17 protein-coding genes are annotated in these 21,840 nt (G+C 63.9%); 12 read left to right on the top strand and 5 right to left on the bottom strand.

Features of this window, described 5'->3' with window-relative positions:
• Nucleotides 1-112 precede the first annotated feature (112 nt).
• Together LC092_RS12230 and LC092_RS12225 are read right to left on the bottom strand one after the other, a co-directional pair.
• On the bottom strand, nt 113-2,872 hold the full coding sequence (locus tag LC092_RS12230; RefSeq protein WP_224806819.1) for an EAL domain-containing protein: 2,760 nt from the start codon (nt 2,870-2,872) through the stop codon (nt 113-115).
• Nucleotides 2,869-3,777, bottom strand: coding sequence for a substrate-binding domain-containing protein (locus LC092_RS12225; protein ID WP_412103577.1), 909 nt, complete (start codon nt 3,775-3,777; stop codon nt 2,869-2,871). The genes LC092_RS12230 and LC092_RS12225 overlap by 4 nt, the downstream gene beginning before the upstream one ends.
• 520 nt (nt 3,778-4,297) lie before the next feature.
• Here LC092_RS12225 and dapB point away from each other — a divergent pair.
• The gene (dapB, locus tag LC092_RS12220) at nt 4,298-5,101 is read left to right on the top strand and encodes a 4-hydroxy-tetrahydrodipicolinate reductase (RefSeq protein WP_224806942.1); all 804 of its coding nucleotides are present in this window, start codon (nt 4,298-4,300) and stop codon (nt 5,099-5,101) included.
• A 38-nt stretch (nt 5,102-5,139) separates the two neighbouring features.
• Entirely contained in the window at nt 5,140-5,760 is a 621-nt protein-coding gene (locus LC092_RS12215) for a 2,3-bisphosphoglycerate-dependent phosphoglycerate mutase (RefSeq protein WP_224806817.1), read from the top strand.
• A gap of 99 nt (nt 5,761-5,859) precedes the next feature.
• Here LC092_RS12215 and LC092_RS12210 read toward each other — a convergent pair whose 3' ends face one another.
• Genes LC092_RS12210 through LC092_RS12200 form a run of 3 tightly spaced genes read right to left on the bottom strand, consistent with a single transcriptional unit; the run spans nt 5,860 to nt 8,558 of the window.
• Nucleotides 5,860-6,861 (bottom strand): adenosine kinase, encoded by a 1,002-nt coding sequence (locus tag LC092_RS12210; RefSeq protein WP_224806816.1) that lies wholly within the window; start codon nt 6,859-6,861, stop codon nt 5,860-5,862.
• A gap of 25 nt (nt 6,862-6,886) precedes the next feature.
• Nucleotides 6,887-7,777 carry a prephenate dehydratase gene (locus LC092_RS12205; RefSeq protein WP_224806815.1) on the bottom strand — a complete coding sequence of 297 codons (891 nt, stop codon included), beginning with the start codon at nt 7,775-7,777 and terminating at the stop codon, nt 6,887-6,889.
• 16 nt (nt 7,778-7,793) lie between these two features.
• Entirely contained in the window at nt 7,794-8,558 is a 765-nt protein-coding gene (locus tag LC092_RS12200) for a 3-deoxy-manno-octulosonate cytidylyltransferase (RefSeq protein ID WP_224806814.1), read from the bottom strand.
• Nucleotides 8,559-8,763: 205 nt separating this feature from the next.
• Here LC092_RS12200 and LC092_RS12195 point away from each other — a divergent pair, with 205 nt between their 5' ends.
• The 10 genes from LC092_RS12195 (at nt 8,764) to LC092_RS12150 (ending at nt 21,753) form a co-directional block, all read left to right on the top strand.
• Complete coding sequence (locus tag LC092_RS12195) at nt 8,764-9,327, top strand: c-type cytochrome (protein ID WP_224806813.1); 564 nt, start codon at nt 8,764-8,766, stop codon at nt 9,325-9,327.
• A 698-nt stretch (nt 9,328-10,025) separates the two neighbouring features.
• The gene (locus LC092_RS12190) at nt 10,026-11,426 is read left to right on the top strand and encodes a diguanylate cyclase domain-containing protein (RefSeq protein ID WP_224806812.1); all 1,401 of its coding nucleotides are present in this window, start codon (nt 10,026-10,028) and stop codon (nt 11,424-11,426) included.
• Between the two features lie 196 nt (nt 11,427-11,622).
• Nucleotides 11,623-13,515: an extracellular solute-binding protein gene (locus LC092_RS12185; protein ID WP_224806811.1), complete on the top strand. Its 1,893-nt coding sequence runs from the start codon at nt 11,623-11,625 to the stop codon at nt 13,513-13,515.
• On the top strand, nt 13,512-15,392 hold the full coding sequence (locus LC092_RS12180; RefSeq protein WP_224806810.1) for an extracellular solute-binding protein: 1,881 nt from the start codon (nt 13,512-13,514) through the stop codon (nt 15,390-15,392). The genes LC092_RS12185 and LC092_RS12180 overlap by 4 nt, the downstream gene beginning before the upstream one ends.
• A gap of 85 nt (nt 15,393-15,477) precedes the next feature.
• Entirely contained in the window at nt 15,478-16,587 is a 1,110-nt protein-coding gene (locus tag LC092_RS12175; RefSeq protein WP_224806809.1) for a microcin C ABC transporter permease YejB, read from the top strand.
• A 4-nt stretch (nt 16,588-16,591) separates the two neighbouring features.
• The gene (locus tag LC092_RS12170; RefSeq protein WP_224806808.1) at nt 16,592-17,749 is read left to right on the top strand and encodes an ABC transporter permease; all 1,158 of its coding nucleotides are present in this window, start codon (nt 16,592-16,594) and stop codon (nt 17,747-17,749) included.
• A 53-nt stretch (nt 17,750-17,802) separates the two neighbouring features.
• Complete coding sequence (locus LC092_RS12165; RefSeq protein ID WP_224806807.1) at nt 17,803-18,039, top strand: hypothetical protein; 237 nt, start codon at nt 17,803-17,805, stop codon at nt 18,037-18,039.
• A gap of 3 nt (nt 18,040-18,042) precedes the next feature.
• Complete coding sequence (locus LC092_RS12160) at nt 18,043-18,546, top strand: type II toxin-antitoxin system VapC family toxin (protein ID WP_224806806.1); 504 nt, start codon at nt 18,043-18,045, stop codon at nt 18,544-18,546.
• Nucleotides 18,543-20,174, top strand: coding sequence for an ABC transporter ATP-binding protein (locus tag LC092_RS12155; RefSeq protein WP_224806805.1), 1,632 nt, complete (start codon nt 18,543-18,545; stop codon nt 20,172-20,174). Before LC092_RS12160 ends, LC092_RS12155 begins: the two co-directional genes overlap by 4 nt.
• A gap of 88 nt (nt 20,175-20,262) precedes the next feature.
• Nucleotides 20,263-21,753 (top strand): BCCT family transporter, encoded by a 1,491-nt coding sequence (locus LC092_RS12150; protein WP_224806804.1) that lies wholly within the window; start codon nt 20,263-20,265, stop codon nt 21,751-21,753.
• Nucleotides 21,754-21,840: the final 87 nt, after the last annotated feature.

The raw sequence follows: 21,840 nt of genomic DNA, 5'->3' as shown, positions 1-21,840 counted from the left end.
TTTCGTGTCTATTGATGGTGGTTGCCGGCGTTGGAGTTCCGCGCCCCACGGCGTCTCTCGCCCCGACCCTTTGGGGTCGGGCGGCCCGGACGAGTTGGGAAGCCTGGGATCGTCAGGCCGTGCCGCCGACGTGCGCCTTGACGGCCGATCCGCGGCGCAGGAAGTCCGCGAAATCCGCCTCGGGCATCGGCCGGCCAAGATGATAGCCCTGGATCCGCGGGCAGCCGAGCGACAGCAGAAGGCGACACTGGCCGTCTGTTTCCGCCCCTTCGGCGATAACCTCGATGTCGAGACGGGCCGCCATGACCACAATCGCCTCGATCAGCGCCCTGTCGTCGCTGTTGGTCTCCAGATCGCGCACGAAGCTGCGGTCGATCTTGAGGGTGTCGATGGGAAAGCGCTTGAGGTTGCTGAGCGACGAGTAGCCGGTTCCGAAATCGTCAAGCGACAGGCGCACGCCGAGATTTTTCATCGCATGCAGCGTCTCGATCGGGTCGGAGGCGGTCTCGTCGAACATCACGCTTTCCGTGATCTCCAGATGCAGGCGGTCCGCCGGCATTCCGGTGCGCGAAAGCGTGTCGCGCACCAGGTCGACGAAATTGTCGTCACGGCACTGGCGCGGAGACACATTGACGCTGATCATCGGCAGCGTCAGCCCGCGCGCGGCGCACTCCTGGTGGAAGCGGCAGGCTTCCTCCAGCACCCAGGCGCCGAGCGGAACGATCAGACCGGTGTCTTCGGCAATGGGGATGAACTCGGCCGGCGAGTAGCTGCCGGTCTCGGGGTCGCTCCAGCGCACCAGCGCCTCGCAGCCCAGGATCCGGTTCTGCGAAACGTCGACCACGGGCTGGTAGTGAAGGCTAAGGCCGTTCTTCTCCAGCGTCCGGCGCAGGGCGCTTTCGATCTTCATGTTGCGCGCGATATGAGCGTTCATCTGACCGGAGAAGAAGCGCAGCTTGTTCCCGCCATCTGCCTTGGCATGATACATCGCGGTATCCGCCTGCCGGAGCAGCGTTTCATCGTTGTCGCCGTCATTCGGCGATACGGTCACGCCGATGCTGGCGGTTGTGAACACTTCCAGGCCATTTCCCACAAGCACCGGCTTGGCGACGGCCTTCAGGATGCGCGCCGTGCGCAGCTCCGCGTCCCACACGCTGCGCACCTCGGTCAGGATGATGCCGAATTCGTCGCCGCCGAGCCGGGCGACGGTGTCATTGTCGTCGAGGACAGCGGTGATGCGCGTGGCGGTTGCCTTGATCAACTCGTCGCCGGCGTTGTGCCCGAGACTGTCGTTGACGTTCTTGAAGCGGTCGAGGTCGAGGAAGAGCAGGGCCACAAGACCGCCGCCCCACTGGGCGCGGGCAACGGCCTGCACCAGCCGGTCGCGGAACAGGTTGCGGTTCGCAAGGCCGGTCAGACTGTCGAAATTGGCCTGGCGGATGATCAGTTCTTCCTGGCGTTTGCGTTCGGATATGTCGGCGATGGTGACATAGAATGCGGCTTCGCCGTTCCAGCGGATCGGACGCACATGCAATTCGACCCAGATCCGCTCGCCATTCTTGCAAAGCCCGCGCGCCTCGTAGACGGAGGGCACCGAGACGCCGGAGAGCCGCGCCTTGTAATAGGCGAGAAGGCGTTCGTGTTCTTCCGGCGCGAAAAGACAGATTGCTGGCGAGCCGATCAGCTCGCGCCGGGCGTCCGTGCTTTCGTATCCGAGGATGTCGAGCAAGGCGTCGTTGACGTAGAGGATCTTGCGGTTCGCATGGATGCTGACCCCATGCAAAGAACCGTCGATCAGGCCGCGGAATTGTGCATCCGTCTCCTTCAACTCGTGGAAGGCCTCTTGCAGGGCCACTCCGAGTTTGTTGAATTCCTTCACCTTTCCGGGATGATAGGTCATGTCCGAGGCGCCATGCCGGACCTGGTTTGCATAGGAGACGAGGCGATGCAGCGCGGGACTGGTGACGCGGTGCAGCGCATAGGCAGCAAACAGGGACCCTGCGATCACATAGAGCAGGAAGGGGGCGAAGAGGTCCTTGTAGGTGGACTGGATGTTTTCGATCGTCTCGCCCCGGCGACCCGTGACAACATAGACCGGAACGCCCGAGACGTCGGCGGACAGGGCGCTGCGGATGTAAAGCCGGTCGCCGACCAGGGTATGGCTCTGGTCGGCCAGGTCCTTCTCGAGCTGCGTCAGATCGACCGCCTGGCGGATGTCGCCGACCGCGGCGATGATTTGGTCGCGGGAGACCAGCGCGAGGCTTTCCGCATCCACAGCGCGCGACAGCTCGCCAAGCAGCGAGATGCTGTCATTGAGGACGAACCCGCCGACAAGGCGCCCGAGCACCCGTCCGTCGCGGTCATCCACAATTGGTATGGATTGGGCCGCAAGCAATGTGAGCTGGCCATTCAGGTCGCCGGAATAGAGTTGCCAGATCCCGCTCGGCATCATCGCCCTTTGCTTGGCAGACAGGATCGTCGACACGTCGAAAAGCGAAAAGCCGGCGTCGATCCAATCGGCGCTTCCGTCGCGGTCGAGGAACAGGATTTCAAGTCGCACGCCGATCGGGTGGCGGGTGGTTTCCTCCAGAAACTGTCCGAGGGTCTCGTCGTCCGCGCTGAGCACGGCCGCTTGCAGGGCCGGGTTCTCGGACAGCGAGCGCATGAAGGTGTCGAGCCTGCTCAGAGCCTGTCCGTAAACGAGATTTGCGAGCGCACTCTCCTTTTCGGAGAAGCGCTGCAACTCGCGATCCGCAATCGACAGGCTGCCGACGTAGCTGATGGAAAACAGCGCTGCGGACGTCGTCAGGAGCGCCACCGCAAACAGGCCAAGCACGAAGCGGTTGAAGCTGAAAGCCCGTCCCCTGGTCATTGCGAGTAGCGGAACGCGCGGGTTTTCAGGGCTTCGATCTTCGCCCCGTCATGGGCCTGTGTGACGAGCGCGAATTCTCCGGAATAGACCAGGGGTACGTCGTCCGACCGGCCAAGCTGATCGAGCGCGATGGCCTCTGCCATGGCAACGCCGTTGTCATCGTTCATCCGCATCACCGTGACGGCGAGACGACCCTTGGCAATCTCCGCGAGCTCCTGACTGCCTCCGCCCCAGCCGTTGGTCTGAACCTGCCCCTGCAATCCGAGGGTTTCGATCGCGTCAATAACGCCGAGCGCGATGTCGGTGGAACAGGAGTAGATGAAGTCCACCTCGGGATTGCGCTGAAGCAGCGTGAGCGCTGCCGCGCGCGCCTTCTCGCGGTCGAAGCCGACGTAATAGGACGCAACGAGGGTCTTGTCCGGCTGTTCGGCGAGTGCCGTGCGAAAACTGTCGCCGCGCGCGCTGCTGACGTAGCCCGGCGGGCCGTAGAGAATCGCGAAGTCGGTGACACCAGCCATGTCGTCGGCCAGAATGTGTTCAATCAGCAGCCGGGTTCCCTCGGTGTGGTCGAAACCGACATAGAAGAACGGCTGCGCCTTGCCCCAACTGCGCAGCGGCGTGGTGATGTTCTGCAGGATGACCTTGGGGCGCCCGCCGGAAATCAACTGTTCAACGATGACGCGGTGGCGGAAGGCATCAAGCGTGAAGACGAGATAGTCCGGGTCCTGGGTCAGGGCTTGCGAGATCAGCCGCGCCTGCTCCCGGATTTCGCTTCCCGGGCGGGTGAAATGCGACTCGATCTCATGCGGCACGCCGATTTCGCGCAGCCGGGACTGCAGCGACAGAACGCTCCGACGCCAGTAGTCGGAGGCTTGCAGTCCGGGATAGATTACGGCGATGCGCACGGGCTTGGCGAATGCGGACGGCGGCGATTCGGCCGAACTGCCGACACGGTCTGCGAAGCGCTCCGCAACCGTGGCCTCTTGCGGATTGAGCGCATGGAACTGCCTGAGCGTCCAGTAGTCGCCCAACGTCCCGTCATCCGCGGCCGCAACTCCAAAAAGCGCAACCGGCAGGATAAGCAGAATCAGTAATATATGCTTTGGATCGCAAATATTTTTTATTCTCACGTTGCAATTCCAAGCTTTGACTTCTGTCATCAAGACTCTGAATGATCCCCTGCGCCGTTTCAAGTATCATTCTCCGATTGAGGAATTATAAACGGAGAAATACTCTCAAGGGTTGTGCCTCCAAAGTTTCTCGATCCACTACATATTGTAAAAATTGCGGGTTATTTGACCGGTTTTCTGCTTTTGCCTTTTTTGCGGAAAGTGGTCGCCTTGCGCGGCGGGTTCCCGTTGCGCCGACCGGTCAAGCTGTTATACCGCGAGCGAACACTGACGGGAGTGACGGACCATGTCGAAAATGCAGCTTGCGGTGGTCGGCGCGGCAGGCCGGATGGGCGGGGCACTGATCCGCGCGGTCACGGAGCTGGAGACGGTCGAACTGTGCGGTGCGGTCGAGCGTCCCGGTGCGGCGGCGCTTGGCGAGGACGCCGGTGTGCTTGCCGGTCTCCAGCCGCTGGGCATTCCCGTGACCGACGATGCCCTTTCGGTCTTTTCCGCCGCCGACGGCGTTCTCGATTTCACCGCGCCGGCGGCGACGCGCGCCTTTGCCGAGCTCGCGGCGCAGGCGCGCTGCGTGCATGTCATCGGCACCACCGGCATGAGCGAGGAGGATGTCGCCGCGATCCGTCCGGCTGCCCGTCACGCGCGGATCGTCAAGTCGGGCAACATGAGCCTCGGCGTCAATCTTCTGGCCGCGCTGGTGCGCCGTGCCGCTGCCGCGCTCGACGAGGATTTCGACATCGAGATCCTGGAGATGCACCACCGCCACAAGGTGGACGCCCCGTCCGGCACCGCTCTGCTTCTCGCTGAGGCGGCGGCAGAGGGACGCGGCGTCGATCTCGGCCAGCGCTCGGTGCGGGTCCGCGACGGGATCACCGGCGAACGGGCCCGCGGCGATATCGGATTTGCGACCCTGCGCGGCGGGTCGGTGATCGGCGATCACAGCGTGCTTCTGGCCGGCCCGCTGGAAACCGTGACGCTATCGCATCATGCCCAGGACCGGCAGATCTTCGCGCGCGGCGCCATCAAGGCAGCCCTTTGGGCCCGGGACAAGGCGCCCGGGCTCTACTCGATGGATGACGTGCTCGGCCTGACCGACTGATTGCAACCCACCTGACCTGTTTCCCGGAGACCTGACCTATGGATCATCTTCTCGTGCTTGTCCGTCACGGCCAAAGCGACTGGAACCTCAAGAACCTCTTCACCGGCTGGAAGGATCCTGACCTGACCGAGCAGGGCGTCGAGGAGGCACGTGCGGCCGGGCGCAAGCTCAAGGACATGAAGCTCGACTTCGACATCGCCTTCACCTCCGACCTGTCGCGCGCGCAGCGCACACTCAGGCTGATCCTGGAAGAACTCGGTCATGAAGACCTGGAGACGATCCGCAATCAGGCGCTGAACGAACGCGACTACGGCGATATCACGGGAATGAACAAGGACGAGGCCCGCCAGAAGTTCGGCGAGGAGCAGGTGCACATCTGGCGCCGCTCCTTCGATGTCCCCCCTCCAGGCGGCGAAAGCCTGAAGATGACGGCCGAGCGCGTTCTTCCCTATTACCACAGCGAGATCCTGCCGCAGGTGCTCGCTGGCAAGCGCGTGATCGTCGCCGCCCACGGCAACTCGCTGCGCGCGCTGGTGATGGAGCTTGAGGGCCTGACGCCGGACCAGATCCTTCAGCGCGAACTGGCAACGGGCGCGCCGATCGTCTACCGGCTGACGGACGAGGGCACGGTCGCCTCCGTCCAGGATCTCGCCGACTGAGCCAGTCGCGCGATTGCACGAAAAAACCCCGGTGAAGCGTGATCCGCCGCACCGGGGTTTTTTCATTTCGCAGCCGGCAAGGCGCGCCGGCGGGCCGGATCAGATCGCGAAGCCCTGCTGCTCTGCGACCTGGCGCAGCGAGCGCTCGGGACGTGCGCCGACGTGACGGATCACCTCGGCAGCGCACAGGCAGCCGAGTTCGGCCGACATGCGGTGATCGTAGTCGCGCGACAGACCGAGCAGGAAGCCGGCGGCGAAGAGGTCGCCGGCGCCCGTCAGGTCCACCACGTCGTCGATCTTTTCCGCGCCGACCTGAACGGTCTTCTCCCGGGTGATCGCCATGGCGCCCTTTTCGCCGAGGGTGAGCGCGGTCAGCGCACAGTCCTGGCGCACGCTGGTGATCGCGGTGTCGAGGTCGGCGGTCTCGTAGAGCGCCTTGAGCTCATGCTCGTTGGCGAAAAGCACATCGATGGTGCCGTCGCGCAGCATCTGCAGGAACTCGTCGCGGTAGCGGTCGACGCAGAAGCTGTCGGACAGCGTCAGGCTGACCTTGCGATGGTTGGCATGGGCAATTTCGGCCGCCTTGAGGAAGGCCTTCTTCGCCGCGGGCGGATCCCACAGGTAGCCTTCCATGTAGGTGATCGCCGAGGCGGCGACCGTCTCGGGCTCGATGTCGGCCTCCGACAGTTCCACGCAGGCGCCGAGAAAGGTGTTCATCGTGCGCTCGCCATCCGGCGTGATCAGGATCATCGAGCGCGCCGTGGGCGGCCCCTCGACGAGCGCGGGCGTGTCGAAATGAACGCCGGTGCCGCGCATGTCGTGCCGGTAGGCGGTTCCGAGCTCGTCGTCATGCACCTTGCCGAAATAGGCCGTTGCGCCGCCGAGCGCGGCGATGCCGGCGGCCGTGTTGCCGGCGCTTCCGCCGGAAATCCGGGTGGTCTGTCCCATCTTGTCGTAGAGCCGCACCGCCTCGTCGGTATCGATCAGGCGCATCGATCCCTTGACCAGGCTTTCCCGGACGAGGAAATCCTCCTCGACGTGTGAAAACACGTCGCAAATGGCATTGCCGATGCACAGGGCGTCAAAGCTTCTGCGTGTCATGTGATGGCGTGTCCTTGCTGTTCGTTCAGATTCCAGGTGTCGGGCGGAGCGCCCTGTTGGCTTCCGGCTCGCGGATCTTGTCGCGGAACGGATCGGCCCGGTAGACGCCGAGCAGCTTCAGCTCCGCGCAGAAGAACTCCAGTTCTTCCAGCGCCAGAGACACGGAGCGGTCGTCCGGGTGGCCTTCCACGTCGGCATAGAACATCGAGGCGAAGAACTGCCCTTCGAGCTGATAGGATTCCAGCTTCGTCATGTTGACGCCGTTGGTGGCGAAGCCGCCGAGTGCCTTGTAGAGCGCGGCCGGCACGTTGCGTACGCGGAAGACGAAGGTGGTGATCACCGTCGGTCCGTTGTTGGCAGCGCGCAGCGGCTCGCGCGACAGGATCAGGAAGCGCGTCGTGTTGTGCGCCGCGTCTTCCACGTCCCGGCGCAGGATTTCAAGACCATAGGCCTCCGCCGCCATTTCGGGTGCAAGCGCGGAGGCCGTCGGGTCTGTGCCCTGGGCGACGATGCGCGCGGAGCCGGCCGTGTCCGCGGCGACGATGGCCTGTAGGCCGAGCTCGCGGATGATGTTGCGGCACTGGCCGAGCGCCATCACATGGCTCTGGACGCTCTTCAGCTCCTCGATCTTCGTGCCGGGCTTTGCCATCAGCTGGAAGCGGATCGGCAGGAAATACTCCCCGATGATCTGGAGCGAGGAGCGCGGCAGCAGGTGGTGGATGTCGGCAACCCGACCGGCGACCGAATTTTCCACCGGGATCATGCCGAGCTCGGCTTCCCCGCTTTCGATGGCGGTGAAACAGTCCTCGAAGGTGGCGCAGGGGACCGGCTCGAAGTCCGGATAGACATTGCGGCAGGCCGTATGCGAGTTGGCGCCGTATTCGCCCTGAAAGACGATCTTCTTGTTTGCGGTCATGGGCGAAAAACCAGGGTCATGAGGAAGGGGAGCGCCGGTGGCGGACCGCCTGACGGACGGCCTCCAGGTCTTCCGGCGTGTTGACATCCATCGGTGCGCTGTCGATCAGGCTGACGTCGATGCGCATGCCGGCCTCGAGCGCGCGAAGCTGCTCCAGCGTCTCGCGCTGTTCCAGATACGACGGCGGCATGGAGACGAAGCGGGCAAGCGCCGGGCGGCGATAGGCATAGATGCCGATATGCTGGTAGAGGGGCCCCGGCCCGGAGGGCGCGGTCGCGCGGGTGAAATAGAGCGCGCGCAGCCGGCGCTCGCCGACCGGGGTTCCGACCGTCTTGACGTAGCCCGGATCGTCGCGCTTGGCCGCGTTGCGGATCTCGGTGGCGATCGTTCCGATGTCGACGGCTTCGTCCTGGAGCGGGTCGAAGGCGGCGCGGATCGCCTCCGGCTCGATCATCGGGACGTCGCCCTGAAGATTGAGAACGACCTCGAAGGCGCCTTCCGGGTCGGCCGCCGCCGCCGCCGCGTGCACCCGGTCCGATCCGCTGGCCAGCTCCGGGTCGGTGAGGATTGCCCGACCGCCGGCCGCTTCCACCGCGGACGCGATGCGCGTGTCGTCGCAGGCGACGACGATGGGGCCGATATCGGCGGCGCGCGCCTGCTCGAGCACGCGCACGATCATCGGCTGGCCGTCAATGTCGGCAAGCGGCTTGCCGGGCAGGCGGCTGGAGGCCATCCGCGCCGGAATGACGACAAGCGCGCGGGCCGGCGCATCCCTGCTCATGGGCGCCTCGCGTGCCCGGCTCGGCACGTCGTTTTGGGGAGAAGCGAAGATGCGATGTTTTGTATCATGGATTGCCCTTTTAAACCTATGGACACGAGCGTCAAAAACTTTGTAGTTTCCGGCGACTTTTTCACCACGCGCGGGGTTGCGCGGGGGGAGGCGCATGCGCGCCCCCTGGCAACCGATGGAGTTGGAGCCAGCGGGAATGAATTCTGCCAAGCTAAACACGATTGCCGGCGCCGTCCTGTTCGTCCTTCTCGTGACGATGGGTCTCGGCATGCTGTCCGATATCATTTTCGCACCGTCCGAGCCGGAGAAGCCCGGTTACGAGATTGTCGTCGCCGAAGCCGGCGGCGAGGGCGAAGCCGAGGCGGCAGCCGAAGAACCGCAGGTCGAGCCGATCGGCGTTCGCCTCGCCAGCGCCTCTGCCGAGGACGGCGAGAAGCTGCTGCGCGCCTGCGCCTCCTGTCATGCCTTCGAGCAGGGCGGCCCCAACAAGGTCGGCCCGGTGCTCTGGGACATCGTCGGGCGTCATCCCGGTTCGGTCGAAGGCTTCCGCTATTCCGGTGCCATGCAGGAATACGGCGAAAGCACGGAAGCCTGGGCCTACGAGAACCTCGATGCTTTCCTCGCGGCGCCCAAGCAGGTCGTTTCGGGCACCTCGATGGGCTACGCCGGCATGCGCAAGCCCGAGGACCGCGCCAACCTGATCGCCTATCTCCGGACCCTGTCGGACGATCCGGTTCCGCTGCCGGACGCTGCCCAGTAGCACAGGCGGGAGAGCGCCGGAACGTGAGTCTATAAGGCCGGATCCCTTCCGGCTCGAGGTTGATGGCAGAGCCTTTGAAAACCCGGCATCCCGGACGCAGCGCGAGCTGCGATCCGGGATCGGCGAGGCGCGATGCGGCTGCTGGCAACTCATTAAAAGAGATAGGTTTTTGGCTCTCCGATACCGGGCCACGCTTCTGCTTGGCTGGTAGGGCGCGGGAGAGCACTCGCACCTTTCGTCAGCAGTTTGAGGCCGGGTCTTTCCCGGCCTTTTCCTATTGGCGGGGCCGTCACCAGATTCGATCTTGCTGTGAGGGTAACGCCGTATGAGGCGGTATGTCGTAGGGTTATCTTGAGAAATTTCAGGTGACTATGTTCGAGTCGTGCGATGTTTCCTCTTTTGTTTACATGGGGTCTTGGCAGTCGCCGCGAGAGCAGACTGTGTTTCTTGAGAGCGTTCGTCTATAAAGCTTGCTGTGGCAGGGTCGAATTTAGGGGAGCGGGAACTATTCCGGCTGGTGTATCGGACTTCCCTTTGACGCGGATGGCATGGGGGCATCATGCACCGCGGTCGCGAGGATCGCGTCGGCACGCGACCCATGCGCGCGTGCGCGCGCCACGGGCGGTTGCGCGCGGCCGGTCGCTTGCGTGTTTTTCGTCGGACCCTGCGGCCAGGCTCATCGGATGGACGGTTGGAGCATGCCTGTGACCCGGGAGATCGATATCCCCCACAATCGGGCCCGCGACCGGCTGATCGTGGTCGGCGTGATCCTGATCGTCTGCCTGTTGGGCCTGGGTCTTACCCGATATGTTTCCGATCTGCTGCAGCAGCGCGCGGAAGAGCAGCAAAGGTCCGAGACCCTGGCTCGCCTCTCTGAAGTCCGTGCCCGGCTGGAGGGCGAGGTCAGCGCCACAATCTACATCACCCAGGGGCTGGTTAGCTATGCGGCGATCAATCAGGCGGTAACGCAATCGGAATTCGATCGCTTCGCCCGCGAGGTCGCGGCCTCCAATCCGGCGATCGGCATTCTGGCGCTCGCACCCGGAAATGTGGTGCGCTACATCTACCCCCTTGCCGGCAACGAACGCGCGATCGGTCTGGATTACGCCAAGAACGAGGCCCAGTGGCCCGCCGTCAAACGGGTCATGGAAGAACGTCGCACGATCGTTGCGGGTCCGGTGAACCTCGTTCAGGGCGGTCGCGGATTGATCGCGCGCTCGCCGATCCTATTGCCCGGGGAAGACAACCAGACCAGCGACAACCGGCGCTACTGGGGCGTTGCCTCGGTCGTGGTCGACACCGACATGCTGTTCGACCGGGCGGGCATCCGGCCCGAGGTTGGCGGCTACAGGTTCGCCTTGCGCGGCGTCGACGGTCTCGGTGCCGCGGGCGATATCATCATGGGCGACCCGGAACTCTTCGAGGGCGAGGCGGTCACGCTTCCCGTCAACCTGCCGAGCGGCGAGTGGCAGATCTCCGGACGACCAGTCGATGGATGGGTGCACACGTCGTCGGAAAGCCGGTTCGCCGGACTGGCGGGCGCCGGAACCACGGCGCTGCTGGCGATCCTGTCCGCCCTCCTGGTCTATGCGCAGCAACGCGCGCGCGCCATGGCACTGCATGACGACCTGACCGGACTGCCCAATCGCCGGCTGCTGGTCGATCGGCTGGAGCAACTCGCCTCGCTGAGCGAGCGCACCGGGATCGGCTTTCAGGTGTTCTTCATCGACCTGAACGGCTTCAAGCCGATCAACGACACCTTCGGTCATGCGGTGGGCGACATGGTGTTGCGGGTGATCGGCGATCGGCTGCGCGAGGAAACGCGTGAATCCGACACGATCGCGCGCATTGGCGGTGACGAGTTCGTGGTCCTGGTGCCCGGGCTGATCCAGCAGCGCAGCAGCGCCAACATCGCCGACAGGCTCCGGCAGACCTTTCAGGAGCCGCTCCGGGTGGGCGAACACGTGATTGCCATCCAGGTCAGCGTCGGCTGGGCCACCTATCCCGACGATGCGACAAATATTTCCGAAATTCTGGCCCTTGCAGATCAACGCATGTATCGCGACAAGGCGGCTGTCGCCCAGGCTGTGGGTTCCTGAGTCGGCCGGAAACGGCCCGACGCGTATCGGAAGCCTGCAAGCGTGCGATCCGATTAAACTTTGGTCATGAAGCGTTTCGCCGCTGTCGGGATGGCATTCGGTTCCCTAATATAGTCATCATGGACAAAAGACCGTTGCGCGCCGGGCGGTCCTTTTAAAGGAACAGGCGCGCCAGCAAGGGACCCAAGCGATCATCATGCAGAATCCTTTCGTGCGACCGATCCTGCCCGCGAAGATCCTTCCTCTGGTTTTGGGCATTCTCGCCCTTGTGCTTGTGGACACCGGCGGGAGCGCCGCACGGGCGCAGGCCGAACCCGCCTGGCGCCATGCCGGAGCGCTGACGGGCGAGCCGGGCTACCCGGAAGGCTTCACCCATTTCGACTACGTCAATCCGGATGCGCCGAAAGGCGGAACCGTGCGGTTGTCGGACCCGTCCGGGTTCGACACGCTCAATCCGGTGCTGTCGCGCGGCAATCCGGCGCCCGGTCTCGGGCTGATGTATGATTCGCTGCTGGAGCCCGCGCTCGACGAGATTAACATCAATGCCGAATACGGCCTGATCGCCGAGGCCTTTCGCTATCCCGCCGACTATGCCTGGGTGGAATACCGGCTCAACCCGGAGGCCCGCTGGCACGACGGCACCCCGATTTCCGTGGAGGACTTGGTGTGGACCTTCGAGAAGCTGATCGAGGTCAATCCCAGCCAGGCGTTCTACTACCGCCATGTGGTCAAGGCAGAGGCCGTGGGCGAGCGGACGGTGCGCTTCACCTTCGATGCGCCCGGCAACCGCGAACTGCCGAAGATCGTCGGCCAGATGATCATTCTGCCCAAGCACTGGTGGACGGGCACGGGGGCGAACGGCGAGCCGCGCGACATTGCGTCGAGCACGCTGGAGCTTCCGCTCGGCTCCGGCCCCTATCGCCTCAAGGCGATCGAACCCGGCCGTTTCGTCGTCTACGAGCGGGTGAAGGACTATTGGGCCAAGGATCACCCGACGCGGGTCGGCACCAACAATTTCGACGAGGTGCGCTACGACAGCTACCGCGACCAGACGGTGCTGCTGCAGGCGTTCAAGGCGGACCAGTATGATTTCCGCGCGGAAAACAGCGCCAAGAACTGGGCGACCGGATATGATTTCCCGGCGGTGAAGCAGGGGCGGGTCGTGCTCGAGACCTTCCCGGACAAGGCCCGCGGCATCATGCAGGCCTTCGTCATGAACCTGAGGCGCGAGCCATTTGCCGACCGGCGGGTCCGGGAGGCGCTCAATCTCGTGTTCGATTTCGAAACGGCCAACAAGACGGTCTTCTTCGGCCAGTACAAGCGCATCCCCTCCTTCTTCGCCGGCACGGAGCTCGCCTCCAGCGGATTGCCGCAAGGACGGGAACTGGAGATCCTGGAAAGCGTGCGCGACCTGGTGCCCGAGCGCGTCTTCACCGAGCCCTATGAGAATCCGGTCAACGGCGATCCGGCCCGCTTGCGCGACAACATGCGCCAGGCCGTCGCCCTCCTGAAGGAAGCCGGCTACGAATTGCGCGGTCGGCAGATGATCAACGTGGCGACGGGGGAGCCGCTCGAGATCGAATTTGTCGACAATGATCCGAATTCGGAGCGGTACGTGTTGCCCTTCGCGCGCAATCTCGAGCGGATCGGCATCAAGATGACCCTGCGGGTCGTCGACACGCCCCAATATGTCAACCGCATTCGTGAGCGCGACTTCGACGTGACGACGCTTGGCTGGGCCCAGTCGCTGTCGCCCGGCAACGAGCAGCGCGACTTCTGGGGCAGCGAGGCCGCCGACCGGCCGCAGTCGCGCAATTATGCCGGCATCAAGGACCCCGGCGTCGATGCCCTGATCGAGAAGGTCATCTTCGCCGCCGACCGCGCGGAACTGGTCGCGGCCACGCGCGCGCTCGACCGGGTGCTGATGGCCCATTCCTACGTGGTGCCGCAGTGGTATATCGACGTCGACCGCACCGCGCGCTGGAACCGGTTCTCGCATCCCGAGAACCTGCCGGAGTACAGCCACGGGTTCCCGTCAATCTGGTGGTGGGATGAGGAAAAGGCCGCCAAGGCCGGGAGGCAGGGATGAGCGCCGGTTTCGCAACGCCGACGCGGCGCGGGGTGCTCGTCGGGGCGGCCGCGCTCGCCGCGGCATCGACCTTTCCCTTCGCGACCGCGCGTGCCCAGGCGCCCGGCGGACCGCGCCACGGACTGTCCGTGTTCGGCGACCTGAAATACGGCCCGTCGTTCCAGCACTTCGACTATGTCGACCCAGCCGCTCCGGCGGGCGGGCGGATGGCCTTCACCGCGCCCTCCTGGGCCTTCAACCAGAACCCGCAGACCTTCAACACGTTCAACACCTTCATCCTCACCGGCGACGCTCCGCCCAGGATGGAAATGTGTTTCGACACGCTGATGGTGCGCGCGCTCGACGAACCGGACGCGGTCTACGGGCTCGTTGCCGAGACGGTGGAGGTGTCGGGCGACGGCAACGCCTATATCTTCAACCTGCGCGCGGAGGCGCGGTTTCACGACGGGTCGCCGCTGAGCGCGGAGGATGTGGCCTTCTCGCTGACCACGCTGAAGGACAAGGGACATCCGGCGATCCGCCAGGTCCTGACGGAAATGGCGGAAGTGCAGGTGCTGTCGCCGCATCGCGTGGGCATCCGCTTCACCGGGCGCCAGTCGCGCAAGACGCCGCTTGCAGTGACCGGCATGCCGATCCTGTCGAAGGCCTATTACGCGCGCTACGATTTTGAAGGAACGACGCTGACCCCGCCGCTGTCGTCGGGGCCCTACAAGGTGGGGCGCTACGAGATCGGTCGCTTTATCGAATACCAGCAGGTGGCCGACTGGTGGGCGAAGGACCTTCCCGTCTCGCGCGGGCATTTCAACTTCAAGACCCTGCGGATCGAGTTCTACCGCAACCGCACCGCCGGCTTCGAGGCCTTCAAGAAGGGGGCCACCACCTTTCGCGAGGAGTTTACCGCCAAGACCTGGGCGACGGAATACAATTTCCCGGCGGTCGACGACGGCCGGGTGATCCGCAAGGACATTCCCGACGGGCGTCCCTCCGGCGGCCAGGGCTGGTTCCTCAACACCCGGCGGCCGGTCTTCGCCGACGCGCGGGTGCGCCAGGCGCTGGGCCTGGTGTTCGATTTCGAATGGACCAACAAGTCGCTGTTCTTCGGCGCCTATCAGCGCACGCAGTCCTTTTTCCAGAATTCGCCGATGTTTGCCGAGGGCGAGCCGTCGGCGGAGGAACTGGCTTTGCTGGAGCCGTTTCGCGACGAACTGCCGGAGGCGGTCTTCGGGCCGGCGGTGATGGCGCCGGTCTCCGACGGGTCCGGCAACGACCGCAGCATGCTGCGCGAGGCCGACCAGCTGTTGCGCGCAGCCGGCTGCCGCCGGGATGGCACAACGCTGCTCGCGCCGGACGGGTCGCCCTTCCGGTTCGAGATCCTGTCGAACTCGCCGACATTCGAGCGCGTGGTTCTTCCCTATGCCAAGGGGCTTGCGCGACTCGGCATTGAGGCGAGCTTTCGTGTCGTGGATCCGGCGCAGTATCAGTCGCGGGTCAACACATACGACTTTGACGTGGTGTCGCGTCGTTTTCCGCTTTCGGCGACCCTTGGCGAGGAAATCCGTCAGCTCTGGGGATCGCGGTCGGCGGAAACCCCGGGCAGCACCAATCTCTCGGGCATCCGCAGCCCGGCGGTCGATGCGCTGATCGACAGCGCGCTGTCGGCGCCGACGCGCGAGCGCATGGTGGTCGCCGCGCGCGCGCTCGACCGGGTTCTGCGCGCTGGCTACTACTGGGTGCCGCATTGGTACAAGCCGGTGCACACCGTGGCCATGTGGGATCTCTTCGGCAGTCCCGGCGATCCGCCCGCCTACGACTTTCGACCGGAACTGCACTGGTGGGTGGATCCGCAGAAGGCCGAGCGGCTGGGCATGGGCGGTTGACCGCAGCGCATGAGATGTCACGCTGGCGCGGCTGAGCGCATCGTCACGAGACACATCGTTACGAACAACAAGGACAGCTGAAACGATGGGCGCCTATATCCTGCGGCGGCTTTTGCTGATCGTGCCGACGATCGTCGGCATCATGGCGATCAATTTCGTCATCATCCAGTTCGCGCCGGGCGGGCCGGTGGAGCGGGTGATCGCGCAATTGCAGGGCACGGATGTGTCCGCGACCGCGCGGATTTCCGGCGGCGGCAGCGATTTCGCCGGCAGCGGCGCGGAAAGCTCCGGCGGCGATGCGGCGGTCGGCTCCAAATATCGCGGCGCGCAGGGGCTCGATCCGGAGTTCATCAAGGACCTGGAGCGCCAGTTCGGCTTCGACAAGCCGCCGCTCGAGCGATTCGCCACCATGTTGTGGGACTATGCCCGCTTCGATTTCGGCGAAAGCTACTTCCGCGACATCGCGGTCATCGACCTGATCCTTGAAAAAATGCCGGTGTCGATCTCGCTCGGCCTGTGGATGACGCTGATCTCCTACTCGATCTCCATTCCGCTCGGCATCCGCAAGGCGGTGCAGGACGGGTCGCGGTTCGACGTGTGGACCTCGGCGGTCATCGTCGTCGGCTATGCGATCCCGGGGTTTCTCTTTGCCGTGCTGCTGATCGTGCTCTTTGCCGGCGGATCGTTCCTCGACTGGTTCCCGCTGCGCGGACTGACCTCGGAGAACTGGGATCAGCTCTCCTGGCCGGCGCGGATCGTCGACTATTTCTGGCATCTCGCGCTGCCGCTGACCGCTATGGTGCTCTCCGCCTTTGCCACGGTGACGCTCCTGACCAAGAATTCCTTCCTCGACGAAATCCGCAAGCAATACGTCCAGACCGCGCGCGCCAAGGGCCTGTCGGAGCGCGAGGTGCTCTACGGCCATGTGTTCCGCAATGCCATGCTGATCGTCATCGCCGGCTTTCCGGGCGCCTTCATCTCGTCCTTCTTTGCCGGATCGCTGCTGATCGAGACGATCTTCTCGCTCGACGGGCTGGGGCTGCTCGGCTTCGAGGCGGTGATCAACCGCGATTATGCGGTGGTCTTCGCGACGCTCTTCATTTTCTCGCTGATGGGTCTGCTGGTGAACCTGATTTCCGACCTGACCTACACCTGGATCGATCCGCGGATCGACTTCGAGAGCCGGGAGGTCTGAGGCGATGGACCACGCTTCCTTGCAGCAGCCGGCGGCCGCGAACGCCGGCCACATCGACCGTCCGCGCGGCTTTCTCTCGCCGATCAACAAGCGCCGGCTGACCAACTTCAAGGCGAACCGCCGGGGCTACTGGTCGCTGTGGATCTTTCTCCTGCTCTTCGGCCTGTCGCTGATCGCGGAATTCCTCGTCAACGACCGCCCGATCGTCGTGGTCTACAAGGACGAGCTGCTGGCGCCGATCTTCGTGGATTATCCGGAGGAGAAATTCGGCGGCTTCCTCGCCGTGACCGACTACCGCGATCCCTTCATCCAGGAGGAGATCAACGCCAACGGCTGGATGCTGTGGCCGCTGATCCGCTACTCCTACCGCACGGTCAACAATGAAATTCCCGTGCCGGCGCCGGCACCGCCCTCCTGGATGCTGGAGAAGGAGGAGCGCTGCAGTCGCTATCCGCTGGGCGCGGAGGATCCCAATTGCGTGGTCGGCAACTGGAACTGGCTCGGCACCGACGACCAGGGCCGCGACGTGGTGGCGCGCCTCGTCTACGGCTTCCGCATTTCCGTGCTCTTCGGTCTGGCGCTGACGCTGGCCTCCTCGGTGATCGGCGTCGCGGCCGGCGCCGTTCAGGGCTACTACGGCGGCTGGCTGGACCTGCTGTTCCAGCGCTTCATCGAGGTGTGGACCGCGATCCCGACGCTCTATCTGATCCTCATCGTCTCGTCGGTGCTGATCCCGGGCTTCTGGACCCTTTTCACCATCCTGCTCGCCTTTTCCTGGGTGGCGCTCGTCGGCGTGGTCAGGGCGGAATTCCTGCGCGCGCGCAATTTCGAATATGTGACGGCGGCGCGCGCGCTCGGCGTCGGCAACGCCAAGATCATGTGGCGGCACCTCCTGCCGAACGCCATGGTGGCGACGCTGACCTTCATGCCCTTCATCCTGAACGGCTCGATCTCGACGCTGACGGCACTCGACTTCCTCGGCTTCGGCCTGCCGCCCGGCTCGGCGTCGCTGGGCGAACTGCTGGCCCAGGGCAAGAACAACCTTCAGGCGCCCTGGCTCGGGATCACCGGCTTTATCGTGATCTCGCTGATGCTGAGCCTGTTGATCTTCATCGGCGAGGCGGTTCGCGACGCCTTCGACCCCCGCAAGAGCTTTGCGTGAGGGGGGGACTTTTCGTGATAGACTGCCACGCTTCCGGTTCAAAGGATCTGGGGATGAACAAGATCGTCAAGCGGCATTATCCGGTTGCCAACCTACCCGAGGAGCTTCGCAAGGGCTTGCCGGACGAGGCACTCGTTTCCGTCACCGTGGAGACGGAAGCGCCGAAGCGCGAGCCGAAATCGGAGCTTCTTCTGGAACTGGAGCGGGTCCGCAAGACCCTGCCTAAATTCGTGACGGTAGAAGACGCGGTCGACAGGATTCGCGGTCTTCGAAGCGAATGGGACGATTGAGAATTGGTCCCCGGCAGAGTCTATCTTGATGCCAATATCTTCATTGTGCTGGCCGAGGGACAAATGGATGCGCGCCGCGCGCCGCTAACGCATTTCGTGGCTGGCTGCGCCGCTGCCGATCACCTCCGCCCCTGTACCTGCGAAATCACCCTCGCCGAGCTCTTGGTCCGGCCGTTTCGGGATGGCAACGACAGATTGGTCGATATGTATTCAGACTGGATTTCCGCGCAAAGCAGTTGGCTCGATGTCGGTCCGGTGTCGCGCGAGGCGCTTTACGATGCGGCCGTGCTTCGGCAACTCCACCCCTCCTTGAAGCTCCCGGATGCAATCCACCTGTCCGCGGCACTCGGATTGGAGTGCCGGTATTTTCTTACATTCGACAGTCGCCTGCCGTCGAACGTCTCCCTGACCGCGTCCCGTCACAGGCGCGGCGGCAAACCGGTTGAACTCAGGGTCGAAGCCCCAACCCAATCCGTGGTCGATTTTCTTTTGGATACCCCGCAATGACCGGCACCCCGCTCCTCTCCGTGCGCGACCTCTCAGTCGCCTTTACCCAGAACGGCGCGACGAACCTCGCCGTCGACCGGATCTCCTTCGACATCGACAAGGGGGAGACGGTCGCGCTTGTCGGCGAAAGCGGCTCGGGCAAGTCCGTCTCCGCGCTCTCCACCGTGCGGCTCCTGCCCTATCCGGCGGCCTCGCATCCGACCGGCGAGGTGCTCTTCAACGGCGAGGACGTGCTCAAGGCCGATGACGCCGCGCTCAGGCGCATTCGCGGCAACGAGATCTCGATGATCTTCCAGGAGCCGATGACCTCGCTCAATCCGCTGCATCCGGTGGAAAAGCAGATCGCGGAAGTTCTCAAGATCCACCGGGGCATGAGCGATCAGGCGGCCCGCGCCCGCGTGCTGGAGCTTTTGAACCAGGTCGGTATCCGCGACCCGGAATCCCGGCTGACCAGCTATCCGCACCAGCTTTCCGGCGGCCAGCGCCAGCGCGTGATGATCGCCATGGCGCTTGCCAACGAACCGGACCTGCTGATCGCCGACGAACCGACGACCGCGCTTGATGTCACCGTGCAGGCACAGATCCTCCAGCTCCTGAAGGATATCCAGCGCGACACCGGCATGGCGATGCTGTTCATCACCCATGATCTCGGCATCGTGCGAAAAGTGGCCGACCGGGTCTGCGTGATGACCAAGGGCAAGATCGTGGAAAGCGGCCCGGTGGAGCGGATCTTCACCGCGCCCGAACACACCTACACCCAGCATCTGCTCGCCGCCGAACCCAAGGGCGATCCGCCGGTCACCGACGACCGCAAACCCATCGTGGTGGAGGCGGAAGATCTCAAGGTCTGGTTCCCGGTCCGGCGCGGGTTGTTGCGCCGCACGGTCGACCACATCAAGGCAGTGGACGGGATCGATGTGACCGTGCGCGAGGGCCAGACGCTCGGCATCGTCGGCGAGAGCGGTTCGGGCAAGACCACGCTCGGCCTCGCCCTGATGCGGATGATCTCCTCCACCGGCAAGATCCGCTTCGGGTCGCGCGAGATCGACGGGCTGAACTCCAAGGAAATGCGCCCCTTGAGGCGCGACATGCAGGTGGTCTTCCAGGACCCCTTCGGCTCGCTCAGCCCGCGCATGTCGGTCGCCGATATCGTCGGCGAGGGGCTGGAGGTGCATTTCCCGTCGATCTCGGCGGATGAGCGCGACGCCAAGGTCTCCGCCGCGCTTGTCGAGGTCGGTCTCGACGCCAACACGCGTTTCCGCTATCCGCACGAATTTTCCGGCGGCCAGCGCCAGCGCATTTCGATCGCCCGCGCCATGGTGCTGGAACCGAAATTCGTCATGCTCGACGAGCCGACTTCGGCGCTCGACATGAGCGTGCAGGCGCAGGTCGTCGACCTGTTGCGCGACCTGCAGAAGCGGCACAATCTGGCCTATCTTTTCATATCACATGATCTGAAAGTCGTTCGCGCGCTCGCCAACGAGGTGGTCGTCATGCGCGCCGGCAAGGTGGTGGAGGCCGGCCCCGCAGCCAGCGTCTTCGACGCCCCGGAAACGGACTACACCAAGGCGCTGATGGCCGCCGCCTTCCGCCTGGAAACGGCCGGAGCGGGGATTGTGAGCGAATAAGCCGATTGTCGGTGGGCGATCGACCCGGTACCTATGAGACAGTTCTTTCTTGTGCGGGTTCGCACGCGGACGGTCCGGGAGACACGATATGACCGCCAAGCAAGCCCTGCTTTTCTGCTCCCTTTCATCGATATCGGTTATCGGTATTTGGGGGGTGGTCGATGCCGAAAGCCTGGTCTCTATCGCCTCGTCTATCGTCGATCAGTATTTCCGCAGCCGCGGATGGTTCCTGATGCTGACCGTTTCGGGAATGCTGCTCTTCTGTTTCGCCCTGGCCTTTTCCCGCTACGGCGAAATCCGGCTGGGCACGGATGACGACCGTCCCGAGTTCTCGACCCCGTCGTGGATCGCGATGCTGTTTGCCGCCGGTATGGGTGTCGGTCTGCTGTTTTGGGCAGTTGCCGAACCGCTCATTCACTTCGAATTCGCGCGAAACTTTGTCATAGAGCCTGCCGCTGCCGAAAGGGCGCTGGTCACCACGATCTTTCATTGGGGGATCCACGCCTGGGCGATTTACGGAACGACGGCGCTGGTGATCGCCTATTTCGCGTTCCGGCGCGGTACGCCCATGCTGGTCAGTGCACCGATAACCTATCTGTTTCCCCGGGAACGCTGGGCACGCGGGCTTGGGTGGATGTCGGACTTCATGGCGATTGTGGCCATTGCCATCGGTGTCGGTGGATCGATCGCCATGGGCGTGTTCCAGGTGGCCGACGGCATCGATGTCCTGGTCGGCGGCACCGGGCCGGGCGCAATGCTCGTCGGTGCCGTATTCGTTGCCATGGTGGCGTTTTATCTTCCGGCGCTGATGATCGATCTGGGCAGCGGCATGTCGAAACTGTCCAACCTGGCGATGCTGATCGCCATCGCGCTGGTTGTCTTCGTGGTGATTTTCGGGCCGACGCAATTTCTCCTGAATTCGGTTCTCGGCAGTTTCGGTCAGTATCTGACAGATGTGGTTCCCCGCGGGTTGCAAACCTTCACCTTCTTCGGCGACGAGGTTGCGCAATCCTTCGCCGACTGGACACTGACCTATATGGTCTGGTGGATCGCCTGGGGGCCGTTTGTCGGGGTGTTTGTCGCGCGTATCTCCAGGGGGCGCACGATCCGCGAGTTCGTGTTCGGTGTGCTGATCGGTCCGACACTGTTTTCGGTGATCTGGTTCGGCGTGTTTGGCGGCATTGGCCTGTATGAAACGATCCAAGGCGCAGGAGAGCTGGCAGCAATGGCAGCGACAAACGCGGAACGTGCCACCTTCGCGCTCTTGGAGCGCATGCCGTTCTCGACCGTGACGACGCTTGCCACGATTGTTGCCGCCTTCCTCTTTATCGTCACCAGCGTGGTGAGTGCGGCCTTTGTGCTCGGCACGTTTTCGACTGGCGGCGATCCCGACCCCAAGCCGCGGATCCGGCTTGTCTGGGGCGTGCTCCTGGGTGTCTTGGGCTATGCGATGATCCTGTCTGGATCGATGGATGCGATCAAGAAGCTGATCGCGCTCGGAGCCTTGCCCTTCGTCTTCATCACCGTTTTGCTGATGGTGTGTTTCGTCCGCGCGCTTGGAGAGGAGACGTCTGAATGATCACGGGCGACCTGATCGATACCCTCCTCAATATCGGCACCTTTGCGTTTATCGGCTTTGCCGGATGGTTGCTGGTCCGCAAGCTCC

Origin of the sequence: Stappia stellulata (assembly GCF_020176715.1) — a bacterium.
GTDB lineage: Bacteria > Pseudomonadota > Alphaproteobacteria > Rhizobiales > Stappiaceae > Stappia.
Note: the sequence above shows the minus strand (reverse complement) of the source record. Positions and strands in the feature narration are given on the sequence as shown.

Bases quoted from the DNA above. Each gene is read 5' to 3' on its own strand.
- LC092_RS12230 (WP_224806819.1), bottom strand. From the start codon at position 2,872: ATGACCAGGGGACGGGCTTTCAGCTTCAACCGCTTCGTGCTTGGCCTG.
- dapB (WP_224806942.1), top strand. From the start codon at position 4,298: ATGCAGCTTGCGGTGGTCGGCGCGGCAGGCCGGATGGGCGGGGCACTG.
- LC092_RS12215 (WP_224806817.1), top strand. From the start codon at position 5,140: ATGGATCATCTTCTCGTGCTTGTCCGTCACGGCCAAAGCGACTGGAAC.
- LC092_RS12210 (WP_224806816.1), bottom strand. From the start codon at position 6,861: ATGACACGCAGAAGCTTTGACGCCCTGTGCATCGGCAATGCCATTTGC.
- LC092_RS12205 (WP_224806815.1), bottom strand. From the start codon at position 7,777: ATGACCGCAAACAAGAAGATCGTCTTTCAGGGCGAATACGGCGCCAAC.
- LC092_RS12200 (WP_224806814.1), bottom strand. From the start codon at position 8,558: ATGAGCAGGGATGCGCCGGCCCGCGCGCTTGTCGTCATTCCGGCGCGG.
- LC092_RS12195 (WP_224806813.1), top strand. From the start codon at position 8,764: ATGAATTCTGCCAAGCTAAACACGATTGCCGGCGCCGTCCTGTTCGTC.
- LC092_RS12190 (WP_224806812.1), top strand. From the start codon at position 10,026: ATGCCTGTGACCCGGGAGATCGATATCCCCCACAATCGGGCCCGCGAC.
- LC092_RS12185 (WP_224806811.1), top strand. From the start codon at position 11,623: ATGCAGAATCCTTTCGTGCGACCGATCCTGCCCGCGAAGATCCTTCCT.
- LC092_RS12180 (WP_224806810.1), top strand. From the start codon at position 13,512: ATGAGCGCCGGTTTCGCAACGCCGACGCGGCGCGGGGTGCTCGTCGGG.
- LC092_RS12175 (WP_224806809.1), top strand. From the start codon at position 15,478: ATGGGCGCCTATATCCTGCGGCGGCTTTTGCTGATCGTGCCGACGATC.
- LC092_RS12170 (WP_224806808.1), top strand. From the start codon at position 16,592: ATGGACCACGCTTCCTTGCAGCAGCCGGCGGCCGCGAACGCCGGCCAC.
- LC092_RS12165 (WP_224806807.1), top strand. From the start codon at position 17,803: ATGAACAAGATCGTCAAGCGGCATTATCCGGTTGCCAACCTACCCGAG.
- LC092_RS12155 (WP_224806805.1), top strand. From the start codon at position 18,543: ATGACCGGCACCCCGCTCCTCTCCGTGCGCGACCTCTCAGTCGCCTTT.
- LC092_RS12150 (WP_224806804.1), top strand. From the start codon at position 20,263: ATGACCGCCAAGCAAGCCCTGCTTTTCTGCTCCCTTTCATCGATATCG.